This is a genomic window from Enterobacter cloacae complex sp. 402C9 (genome assembly GCF_050030745.1).
GTDB classification, from domain to species: Bacteria; Pseudomonadota; Gammaproteobacteria; order Enterobacterales; family Enterobacteriaceae; genus Enterobacter; species Enterobacter intestinihominis.
In genome coordinates, this window is record NZ_JBLGUW010000001.1 from 2,038,531 (window position 1) to 2,050,420 (window position 11,890).

The following is an 11,890-nucleotide window of genomic DNA, read 5'->3' on the forward strand; positions in this document are numbered from 1 at the left end:
TGTTGAATAAATCAGATTTCGGGTAAGTCTCCCCCGTAGCGGGTTGTGTTTTCAGGCAATACGCACGCTTTCAGGCATACCTGCTTTCGTCATTTTGTTCAGCGCTCGTACCAGGGCCATAGCCTCCGCAACCTGACCATCGTAGTCACGCAGCGTCAGTGAATCTCCCAACAACTGCTTCATTCTGTACATTGCCGTTTCCGCTATCGAGCGACGGTTGTAATCTGTTGTCCATTTCCACCGCGCATTACTCCCGGTCATTCGCTGATTAGCCACTGCACGGTTACGGTCTGCATATTCACCGGGCCAGTAACCCGCACCTTTTCGGGGAGGGATAAGTGCGCTGATTTTCTTACGCCGCAGTTCATCGTGACAGAGCCGGGTATCGTAAGCGCCGTCTGCCGATGCTGCCCTGATTTTTCTGTGAGTCTGCCGGATAAGACCCGGGAAGGCTTCTGAGTCCGTCACATTGTTCAGCGACAGGTCTGCACAGATGATTTCATGTGTGTTGCTGTCAACTGCCAGATGCAACTTTCGCCATATACGACGGCGTTCCTGGCCATGCTTTTTGACTTTCCACTCGCCTTCACCAAAGACCTTCAGCCCGGTGGAATCAATCACCAGATGCGCGATTTCACCCCGGGTGAACGTTTTGAAACTGACGTTAACCGACTTTGCCCGCCTGCTGACACAGCTGTAATCCGGGCAGCGTAGCGGAACGTTCATCAGAGAAAAAATGGAATCAATAAAGCCCTGCGCAGCGCGCAGGGTCAGCCTGAATACGCGTTTAATGACCAGCACAGTCGTGATGGCAAGGTCAGAATAGCGCTGAGGTCTGCCTCGTGAAGAAGGCGTTGCCGACTCATACCAGGCCTGAATAGCTTCATCATCCAGCCAGAAAGTTATGGAGCCACGGTTGATGAGGGCTTTATTGTAGGTGGGCCAGTTGGTGATTTTGAACTTTTGCTTTGCCACGGAACGGTCTGCGTTGTCGGGAAGATGCGTGATCTGATCCTTCAACTCAGCAAAAGTTCGATTTATTCAACAAAGTCAAGTCAGACTATTGATAAATTTTACAACAGTTTAGACTGAATATATGAAAGTATTTGACTGTTGCTGGTTTGATGAATGTGTTGGTGTTATCGAAATCGAGCATCGGTATGGATAAAATAAAGCCTCGCACTTCAGCGAGGCTTGTTATACAACGGTCGTTGTTTAAAGACCACCATGACGATTCGCATAGAACAAGAAATCATTGATATGCCGTTCTAAAGCTTTAAAGAAATCATCATTCGACCAAGTAGTTGAACTATAAGATGCACCGTTTGTAGAACTAAAAGTACGACCATTATCGTTTGTAGAAAATGTCGTTATCGAATAGCGGCCATCAAATCGCTCAGTTTCTGATAATAAAAGTTCATGCTTCCCGCCGTCTTTATACTTCATATTGAAGCTTATATGCCGTGCAGATGTAGAAATTTCAGCGTGGATTCCTCTTTCAAGTAAACCATTTTTGTACGTTTCAACTTCTGGTACGAGAGATTCAATAATTTCCGATAAGCGTTCTCGTTCCTGGGCTAACGTTTCTTTTTCTTCAATCTGCTCTTGTTTTTGTCTGCCTATTTTTTCATCAACACCTTTGAAGAATGAGTTACCTACCATGGGATATCCTTAATTATAATATGAGCGTTTCAAAGTCAGGACATATGGGCAGCAAATACTGTTATCAAGTCCGTTTTTAACACAAAATCTCTTTCTTGATTCGGTAAAAGGTGGCGCGGCTGATACCTGCCGCTTTCATGATGTGGGCTGGTTTAACATTCTGCGCCAGCATTTCGCGAACAGTTTCACGGGCTTCCATATCTTTTTCTTTCCCCGTATACAAACCTGCCAGTTTTGCTCTCTCGATCCCCTGTGCCTGGCGTTTACGGCGGGTTTCATAATCTTGTCGTGCCATTGTCGCAAGGATATCGATCAGCATAGCATTGACTGCCCGAAGAATTCCGCTAGTAAGGTCGTTACCGGACATTTCAACCATCTGCCAGCTTGTTGGCAAATCCATCGAAACAATAACCAGTCCTTTACTGTTCAGCGTAGCTTTGAGTTCAGCCCATTCTTCATATTGAAGACGACTGAGACGGTCAATCGCTTCAATTAGAAGCAAATCGCCAGGCTGTGCTTCCGCAAGTAGGCGCATCAGTTCCATACGTTCCAGCTTCGCACCACTTGCATTCTCAATGTATTCTCCGGCTACTTGCCAGTTTTTGCTTTGCGCAAATTCGCGCAGGCTAACTAATGCACGATCAGCATGTTGGCCTTCGGTAGATGCACGGCAATAGATACGGACATTCATTATGCATTCTCTTTTGAATATTAAATTGACACCCATATGATACAGTGCGTGTTTTTGTTGTCAATAGAGTCAAATTTAACCCTATTGAGACTTTGTATCATGGTCTTTATCAGGTATACCCCAATGAAACATGATACAAGGGACAAAATGGGATTTGAAAATGCAGGAACCACCGCTTGTTACAACTGCTGTAGGATCCTTAGCGAACATCCTGATGATTCTGATTTATCTTTCAATCACAGTATCATCGTGATGTAGCTCTAAAGGTGGAAAGGGATAAAGGGGGGAAAGTTTATGGGAACTGTACAAAGTAACTCCCCCCTATACCAAAAAATCGGTCCAAATAAAAGTTGATTTAATCAATGGCTTATTTCTTTTGTCATTCTCGGGAGTAGGAACTCTTGCAGTGCATACAGTACCAACTACTGCTTGCTCGAATGCCAAATTCAGGCCTTGCCTTGTGGGTTACAGAACGCAAATGGTGTTTTTTACTATCACCTTCATAACATTTTGGACAAAAGGGAATTTCATCTCCTTCTTTCCAGTACAACGGTGACTTAAACACGAACGTTGATTTATCAACCAATTGTGCTTCAAGATTCTTATTTCTTTGTTCAGCCTCAAAGAGCAAAGTTTGCGTGGTGATTGCTTCAATCTTGGCGTTGGCAAGTTCAACCATCAGATTAGCCAATTCAAGTTTAAGCGTTGCCTTGTCAAGTTCATCGCTGTTATTCGCAAGTTTTTGGGTGATACTCACTGCTTTATCGAGAATACCGACCGCCGCCGCCGTGCTCGCCAATACACCTGCCATAATGTGTCCTACCTGAAAGTTTTCAAAGAGTACTCAGTCAATTTTACCGGATAAGCTTCTGTTATGAAACGAAGTTTATCTTAAGTCAAATTGGTGTTGCGCGTGTGGATATTGCTTGTAAAATGACCGCTGCAATTATTTTCATAACAAGTAGAGGGACTTATGAAGCAATACACCAACGAACTTACCCCATCTGTGATCACAACATTCAAGAACCCATTCAGCGCAGAGCTGACCTGCCCCCACGATTAGATACAACACTCAGTTAGTAACGTCGGAATCTTCATTCTCTGAATGACCCTTTCTCCAGCCCGCTGCAAATTCAGACGGTGTCTGATAATTCAGCGTGGAGTGCGGGCGGCATTCGTTATAATCCTGCCGCCAGTCATTAATAATTTTCCTGGCATGAACGATATCGCTGAACCAGTGCTCATTCAAACATTCATCGCGAAATCGTCCGTTAAAGCTCTCAATAAATCCGTTCTGCGTTGGCTTGCCCGGCTGGATTAAGCGCAACTCAACACCATGCTCAAAGGCCCATTGATCCAGTGCACGGCAAGTGAACTCCGGCCCCTGGTCAGTTCTTATCGTCGCCGGATAGCCTCGAAACAGTGCAATGCTGTCCAGAATACGCGTGACCTGAACGCCTGAAATCCCAAAGGCAACAGTGACCGTCAGGCATTCCTTTGTGAAATCATCGACGCAGGTAAGACACTTGATCCTGCGACCGGTGGAAAGTGCGTCCATGACGAAATCCATCGACCAGGTCAGATTGGGCGCCGCCGGACGGAGCAGCGGCAGACGTTCTGTTGCCAGCCCTTTACGACGTCTTCTGCGTTTTACGCCCAGGCCACTGAGGTGATAAAGCCGGTACACGCGCTTATGATTAACATGAAGCCCTTCACGGCGCAGCAACTGCCAAATACGACGGTAGCCAAAACGCCTGCGCTCCAGTGCCAGCTCAGTGATGCGCCCTGATAAATGCGCATCAGCAGCCGGACGGTGAGCCTCATAGCGGCAGGTCAGAAGGTGCAGCCACTGGCGATTCATTGTCTCCGTATTCCGGCGGCACTGTAGGTGGCGTATTGGGGGGATCTTATGGCAATGAGGAATAGAACTAAAACCGTTTTCCGATGGGGCGGGATTGGCATTGTATCGCTATGCTACTTTATCGCACTGTTGCTATCTACCTTCTCTTTTTCCGCATTCAGCGAGAGTGAAAGTATGCGGTTTTCAGGCCCAATCCCATTAAAAGAGTACCAAGCTTCTATAGACTCCATCATGCAAGCCACTGATGGCGTTTTTACTGTCGCCCTTTTTGGCTTTGCAATCTGCGTGCCTCTTATCCTACTTATCTTCAAAAAGGTAAGATGATGAATAAGATGTTCTGGATCAGATGGCTGAGTGTCGTACTTATCTGTGTTTCCTATTACGTTATAGTGCTTTACTTCGATTTGGTCTTCGCCGTTAACTTTTCAGAAACAGTAATCCAAGGATGGGATTTTACACCCTCTCAGCTAACGTCGTTTGTTATGGAGCTATCGCAAAATCAATCTTATTCGGCGTTAGCCTCGATCATTGGTTTCGCTCTCTGCGTCCCCCTGATCCTGCTCATCTTCAAGAAAGTGAGATGATCTACAAAGGCTGGTTTTTTCCAGCCTTTTCATATCTTCAACATAACCCCAACTACTTCTAAAATATTTGGGCGCTTTCCAATAACGTGGGGAGCAGAGCACTCCAGCTTATCAGTCAGAACGATTTTTTTCGAATCCTCAACCGTAGGCAATCCGTTTCTTCAACAAAAAATTCCTTTGGTGATTTTGTTTCTCCCTAAATTCTATCTTAACAATACGCTCTCCATTTCGATATATTTTCACTTCGTCAGGTGGGGACTTAACTGTGTTACGAATTTCATTCATTATATCTTTTGATAACATATCACAGCATTCCATATACATAACTTTTCTGGTATCAATGTCAGCTATGTCAATGAATGAATCACTAACCCACGAATCGGGTATTTCGATCCCATGTAACAGCTTCATATATTGAACGATGAAGTAATCTGTCAAGTGAAATCGTCCGACTGTAAGTTTCCCCTTAAACATAAGGTCAGATGTGGAAGCTTTCCACTCATTTCTGTAAACTAAACTGGTTTCATTGTTTTGCATGTTATCATCATCCGCTAAAGGTATACGCCTATTCGTTGTTACGACTTTCATATGAAGTTTTAACACTCGCATCAAGAATCATTTGTAATGTACATGAAGCTTTGCTCCCGTCGATGTGTTAATTCAAACCCAAAAAATTCAAGTGCATTACAGCTTTAATGTTATTTGGTTGTTTATTATTTGAACATCGCATTATATTGTTTCAGGTTCCATTCATGGACTTCTGGAACTTTGGAGTAGTGATCCAGAAAGATTAACTGGACTTGCATTAGATTGGCGTGGCTCATTTCAAAAAGAAACTTCTGAGGAGAGGATATACACAGAAAATCTTCGGTGATTCCTCTGCTTGCGCTAAACTCCTTTGTTTCTCCACCATCGAATTTCACATAAACGGTGGTAGAAAAGTATGGGGCGAAAAGTTCACGCTTTTTATCGTTAGTAATCGCACTGAAACACACGTCTAAGAGCTTTCCTGTTCCTTCACGTCTGATTGTGAGCATTGTTCCTTTCGTGCGTCCCAACACGCTTACAGAACGCGTTGTGACATCACCAAATGCGTTTGTGTAGTCGACCTTTTCAACGAATCCACTTTCACGACGATCCTGAAGCATTTTTTCGTGTTGGTCTTCTGCGGCTTGTATTGCGGCTTGTTCCGCTGCTTGCTTGATTACCTTATTCGGATCTCTTGATAGCCACGCGGATATTAATACTACTGCGGCTATCACTCCGAATATTGACCAACGTGCTGTTTCCGATAATTTCATGATCTACTTCCCTTTAGTAGGTTTAACATTTATGTTTGATGCACCCAGAAGCATCAAAGATGTCTTCTGGGACGTTGATACTATTATCATAATGCAAAGTGGGTAAATCGAATTGACTTTGGTTTTGTTGTACATCATTTATGACGTGGGTGCGTTTTTCTTTCCATTATTCGATGATTGCTTTATCTGCGAAGTACAATGGTTGAATATTGTCCTTTGTATCCTCTTTAGCCACAGAATGAAGTGAGCTGGTGTTTAAGGGTAATATTGATGGATTATTTTCCATTTTCAGATTCCAGTTCACGAATTCGATTTTCCGTCATGTGGGTAAGACATGCCTCTTCATTATTGCATTGGGATTTTTTCTTTATCCATTCTCTTTGCGCAGGGAGCAAGCGTTTACGTGTATCAGGGCTAAGATTTTTCCAGACTGAATTAAGTTTATCATCGCTTGCTTTAAAACTATGTGTATCGTCCTTTGATTTTTCTGCATTGTTTTTAGGGGCTTCGTGATTGGTATCATACAAAACGGGTGCCCTTACTCCCTGAGCGTAGTCTTTAGCTGCTTTTTCCCCCACGGCTTGCCCATTCGCAGTCAATACCTTTCCGAACTCTGTAGTGTCGAAACTGTAATTGCGGATCTCGCCATTGAAGTCCAGCTTCACGTTAACGGTTGTTGACTTCGAAATGGCAGTCAAGAAATCACCAGCGTCAGACCCGAAGGAACAAGCGACTTCTTTAGAATCACTGACATTAGGGCGTAACCCGTGCATCGTGAATCTGCCGTTATCAGTTGTAGCAGTGATATCTACCAGCGGAACGATTGATGATGATTGCTTTGTCATCGCGAAGCATATTCCCTTCAGATTTACATCCCTGTCCATCCCGAGAAACATCAGTGCGTTTTTGTCGCTGCTGGCGACACCCATTGATTTTGCCTCTGGCAAGAAATACACGGTACTGGAGGCGGTGGTTAAACCTGAAACGAAAACAACACCTGACGCCATGATTTTTAACGTTTTAATAAGAATTGTCATTCTGGATACCTTCTTTCTTTCGCACTCCATCGTGGACAGAGTATTCATTCCGTGAGTCTTGTTTACGAGAAACACTAACCGAAGAATCATGATCTTACATTGATCTATGAAATCTATCAATATCGTATAATTGATCTGTAAAAACGATCTATTAACATGGGGAGAAGAGGGGGAAGATGCGAAGGGTATTGTTTTTAAAGGGTTTTAAAATGGTTCATATGCTTGGTGTTAACGTCGGGCGGCGGGCAGCGGTTAGTCTTGAATACTGCGATTGAAAGACATAACAATCTACTTTGTGCGGGGTTTCCGGCAACCATAGAGGTGTTTCGATAAGGAGCGGTGCAATAAGTATAGTTCGTAGACAGAATGAATACGATGTAATTTTGAACCCTTGCTCTACAACGCTCTGTATCAAGTTTTACGGGGGTTTTATATTGAACGATGCCTGAAGTCTGCTTTAATCGCTCTGACAAGATACAGAGCGATTCATGGCTATATAGCGATGGATTACGCTAACATTTCTGTGGGGCAATTTTACAATGGCACTAACACTTACCTTTATTCCGTCAGTTCATCGATCAGTGTTCGGGGATGATCTAGTCGTTTTTTCGCTTCCGTCATGAACTTGTCTCGGTTGATCAATATGTCAATATGGTCATGCAGTATCAAACCTTCAGATTCAAGAATTTGAATATCGTTGATAGTCTGCGCTTCAACATAAATCTTACCCTTCTTCCAGCCTGAGTTGTTTTCGATAACGATACGCTGTTTATGCTGATCGCGGTATGTGATGGTAAACAAGTTGTGTTTCTTATCTATTCTGGAGCAATCTACGCGCATAATAACGGTCTTAATGTTTGCCCTTATTTTTGTGCGTAAAGGGTTAAGTGCGTCATCAATGTCAAACTTCCTGAACTTGTCCCAACCTTCAGTGTTCATTTGCACGATTGATTCATCGTATAGTCTTTTTTCCACTATCAGACTTTGTTTTTCTTGTTCTAGTTGATCAATTTGCGAAGTGAGGCTATTAATGATCGCAGGGCTTTTAGCTGAACCTATAGCCAATACATAGTTCTCAATTTGCGATTGTATGTCCGCTATTTTCCCTTCTAAACCAGATGGTTGATATTTCGTCTGTAAGAATATTCTATCGGCTATCAGTTGTAAAATCGTCCTTTCAAGGGTGCTTGCCCTGAATCCCCACTTATTACAATCTTGATGTAAATCTCTGGATGCACATTGGTAACGGTAAGCATGTGGATGGTTTTTAAGGGTTGATTTAGCCTTAACCATGTAACATGAGCAGTGCGCACAGTGCAAAATACCAATACCGGAAAGTAATGGTATTTCTGGATTACTCTCGCGATTCGGGGCAAATCCTTTGTTTCCAACTTGGAGCTTTAACGCTTCATATTCATCTTTGCTGATGATCGCAGGGTAATAATCATCCAGAACGTATTCTGCATTGTTTACAGTGATTACTTTTCGTCCATAAATGGCAGGTTCAAGGATTCTGGAACAATGCTGCATATTCCATATACCTTTTGATTTTTTGTTGCCAATAACCGGTCCATCGTAGTTGTTTTTCAGATGTTGAAGGATCATCCGATTTGACCAACCGTCTTGTTTTAACTGGATAATTTTTTTTGCTATGGGGAACAGGACTGGATGCGGATTGACATATCCAGTACTTGAATCTGTCCACCATTTATCCGACCCTAACTCTTTAATTGCGACTACAGGATCACCTGGTTTCCGTTCCTGGTGACGTCTGATCTTGGACAGAGCACTTGCAATGGTGCGGTGTGATTTGGTTGAACTTTCTTCGTTTGCACGGCTGAACAACATCACGCTAAACATCAGTTGCTGCAATGTCTCGGTGTTTACTTCAGTCTGTCTGTAAACCTGTTTATCAATCCCGGTAATTACCGTGATGCCATTAAGTAATAAGCTGGTGAAAAGGTTAACCGCTTGCATGGCGTTCTGGCGTGAGAAGCGATCAAGGGATTCAATCAAGAGGAAAGACCCCTTTGGGATCAAACCGGATTCAACTTGGTCTATGAAATCCGATAAAGCTCCTTCCTGAACGTTTTTACCCTTGTACGCGGATACCCCTAAATCTTGGTATTCCTCGAAAATCTCCAGATCGTACTCAGTAGCAATCTGTTTTGCCATTTCAGCAATGTAGCTCTTCTGACGCTCAATCGAACTACCTTTACCTTGTCGTTCGCTGGAGTAACGGATATATGAATATAAGCGTGGACGATTCATGGTATTGAATTTCACTGGAAGTACTGTATTTCTTAAGATTGTAACATGTGCAGACATTGGTCATCACCTCCTTGGTAATCCATTGGGGCGACAGGTATAGCTGTTTTTACGCCTCAATTCTTAATGAGGTGTATTTTACTTTAGTGTTACCGATGGTCACACCGAGCACAGCCATCACGGTAAAGCCCAGGCCTGTCAGTACGGCGTGGATGAGGTACAGCACCGGTGCCACGAACAGGAACAGGAACTCAATAGGTTCTGTCGTACCGCCCACCACGCAGGCAATAACGCCGGAGATCAGAAGGCCTTTAATTTTATGACGATTTTCCGGACGGGCGCAGTGGTACATCGCCAGCGCAGCGCCCGGCAGGCCGCCGAGGAAGGCAGGCATTTTTCCCTGAGAGAGGAAACGCGTCGCACTTTCAGAGAAGCCGTGCGTGGTCGGGCAGCTCAGCTGGGCCTGGAAGATGGTCAGCGCGCCGCTAACGGAATGACCGCAAACGTCCATAGTGCCGCCTGCTTCAGTAAAGCGGATCAGGGCAACCAGGATGTGCTGTAAACCAAATGGCAGCAGCAGACGTTCACCCGTACCGAAAATCATCGGGCCGAAATCACCCGCGCCGTTGATAATGCGGCCAATACCGGTGATCCCCATGGCAAAAACCGGCCAAATCAGAGGGATGATCAGACCAAACAGACCCATCACAACCAGCGTGATGATTGGCACAAAGCGGGTGCCGCCGAAGAAGGCCAGCGCATCGGGCAGGCGGATGTTATGAAAGCGCTCGTGCAGCATCCAGATGATCACTCCCGCGATCACGGCTCCAAGGATCCCGGTATCGATGGACTGAATACCAATCACGCTCTGAATGTTATTGGCTTTCAGTACCGCCGCGTCGGTCGTCGGCAGGATCCCTTTGGCGGTCAGCCAGAAGTTAACCGCAAGGTTCATGACCGCATAGCCAACGAAGCCCGCAAACGCCGCCACGCCTTTGTTTTCCCGCGCCAGACCCAGAGGAATGGCGATACAGAACATTACCGGCAGGAAGCTAAAGGCAAAAGAGCCGACCTTGCTCATCCAGATGAAGATCGCCTGCAGTACCGGATTTCCGAGGAAAGGGATTAGAGTAATGACGTCATGGCTGCTTAACGAGCTGCCGATCCCCAGCATGATCCCGCAAAAAGAGAGAAGCGCCACGGGCAGCATAAATGTTTTGCCCAGTTGCTGGAAAAACTCCCACAGCGATATTTTTTGTGCTGCTTTCGTCGTCATAAAACGACTCCTTAAATGGTAGAAAGAGATTTAACGACCGCGATGGGGCGAGAAGATAAAACGTTTTATCAAACTTTAGTGCGCGCTAAATCACATTCTCAGGCTTTTACTGGTAGTATAAAGATAACGTATTGATAAAACGTTTTAGCGATCTCATTATCAAGGAGTCACGCCACCACATGGCTGTAGCGAAAAAGATCACCATCAACGATGTCGCGCTGGCGGCGGGGGTTTCCGTCAGCACCGTTTCGCTGGTATTGAGCGGGAAGGGGCGCATCTCTCCTGCTACGGGTCAGCGCGTCAACGAGGCCGTTGAGCAACTGGGCTTTGTGCGTAATCGCCAGGCGTCGGCGCTGCGCGGTGGGCAAAGCGGGGTGATAGGGCTGATTGTTCGCGACCTCGCGTCGCCGTTTTATGCAGAACTGACCGCCGGGCTTACCGAGGCGCTTGAAGCGCAGGGACGAATGGTTTTCCTGCTCCACGGTGGGCGCGAACCGGAGCAACTGCTCTCCAGGCTGGATATGCTGCTGACGCAAGGGGTGGATGGGGTGATCGTGGCCGGCGCGTCCGGTGTGGGCAGTGAATTGTGTGAGCGCGCGGCGCAGAAAGGCGTACCGCTGGTGTTTGCGTCACGCGCCAGCTATCTCGACGAAGCCGATACCCTTCGGCCGGATAACATGCAGGCCGCGCAAATGCTGACCGAGCATCTTATTCATCGCGGCCATCAGCGCATCGCCTGGCTCGGCGGTAAAAGCTCGTCCCTGACGCGTGCGGAGCGGGTGGGCGGTTACTGCTCCACGCTCATCAAATACGGCCTGCCGTTTCACAGCGAATGGGTGGTGGAGTGTGAGTCCAGCCAGAAAAAAGCCGCCGAAGCCATCGGCACGTTGCTTCGCAACAGCCCGACAATCAGCGCGGTGATTTGCTATAACGATGTGATTGCGATGGGGGCGTGGTTCGGCTTGATCCGCGCCGGACGCCAGAGCGGTGAGGGCGGGGTAGAAACGTTCTTCGGCCATCAGGTGGCGCTGGGGGCATTTGCGGATGTCGGTGAAAATGCGCTAGACGATCTCCCCATCGTCTGGGCGACGACGCCGGCTCGTGAAATGGGGTACACCCTGGCAGACCGAATTATGCAGCGTATTGAAAATACGGACGTGCAGGCCGGGCATCAGATTGTGGCGGCGCGGTTAGTGACGGTGAAGTAATC

9 protein-coding genes and 2 pseudogenes are annotated in these 11,890 nt (G+C 46.1%); 1 reads left to right on the forward strand and 10 read right to left on the reverse strand.

What is annotated here, in order from left to right:
- Positions 1–51: 51 nt before the first annotated feature.
- The 10 genes and pseudogenes from ACQG1K_RS09795 to malX form a co-directional block, all read right to left on the reverse strand.
- The gene (locus ACQG1K_RS09795; protein ID WP_426720870.1) at positions 52–1,020 is read right to left on the reverse strand and encodes an IS5-like element IS903B family transposase; all 969 of its coding nucleotides are present in this window, start codon (positions 1,018–1,020) and stop codon (positions 52–54) included.
- 195 nt (positions 1,021–1,215) lie between these two features.
- Positions 1,216–1,662 (reverse strand): hypothetical protein, encoded by a 447-nt coding sequence (locus ACQG1K_RS09800; protein WP_049025767.1) that lies wholly within the window; start codon positions 1,660–1,662, stop codon positions 1,216–1,218.
- A 76-nt stretch (positions 1,663–1,738) separates the two neighbouring features.
- Complete coding sequence (locus ACQG1K_RS09805) at positions 1,739–2,353, reverse strand: recombinase family protein (protein WP_214623983.1); 615 nt, start codon at positions 2,351–2,353, stop codon at positions 1,739–1,741.
- 379 nt (positions 2,354–2,732) lie between these two features.
- Positions 2,733–3,164: a hypothetical protein gene (locus ACQG1K_RS09810; RefSeq protein ID WP_208284195.1), complete on the reverse strand. Its 432-nt coding sequence runs from the start codon at positions 3,162–3,164 to the stop codon at positions 2,733–2,735.
- Between the two features lie 261 nt (positions 3,165–3,425).
- Positions 3,426–4,199: pseudogene (locus tag ACQG1K_RS09815) on the reverse strand (IS3-like element ISSen4 family transposase); the annotation flags it as partial.
- Between the two features lie 737 nt (positions 4,200–4,936).
- Positions 4,937–5,335 carry a hypothetical protein gene (locus tag ACQG1K_RS09820; RefSeq protein ID WP_277360153.1) on the reverse strand — a complete coding sequence of 133 codons (399 nt, stop codon included), beginning with the start codon at positions 5,333–5,335 and terminating at the stop codon, positions 4,937–4,939.
- A gap of 176 nt (positions 5,336–5,511) precedes the next feature.
- Entirely contained in the window at positions 5,512–6,099 is a 588-nt protein-coding gene (locus ACQG1K_RS09825; protein ID WP_058670901.1) for a hypothetical protein, read from the reverse strand.
- A gap of 275 nt (positions 6,100–6,374) precedes the next feature.
- Positions 6,375–7,136: a lysozyme inhibitor LprI family protein gene (locus tag ACQG1K_RS09830; protein WP_207383198.1), complete on the reverse strand. Its 762-nt coding sequence runs from the start codon at positions 7,134–7,136 to the stop codon at positions 6,375–6,377.
- 558 nt (positions 7,137–7,694) lie between these two features.
- Positions 7,695–9,464 carry a recombinase family protein gene (locus tag ACQG1K_RS09835; protein ID WP_214623872.1) on the reverse strand — a complete coding sequence of 590 codons (1,770 nt, stop codon included), beginning with the start codon at positions 9,462–9,464 and terminating at the stop codon, positions 7,695–7,697.
- A gap of 85 nt (positions 9,465–9,549) precedes the next feature.
- Positions 9,550–10,680: pseudogene (gene malX, locus ACQG1K_RS09840) on the reverse strand (PTS maltose transporter subunit IICB); the annotation flags it as partial.
- A gap of 179 nt (positions 10,681–10,859) precedes the next feature.
- Between malX and ACQG1K_RS09845 the strand changes: the two are divergent.
- Positions 10,860–11,888, forward strand: coding sequence for a Mal regulon transcriptional regulator MalI (locus tag ACQG1K_RS09845; protein WP_022647925.1), 1,029 nt, complete (start codon positions 10,860–10,862; stop codon positions 11,886–11,888).
- The last annotated feature ends 2 nt before the right edge of the window (positions 11,889–11,890 follow it).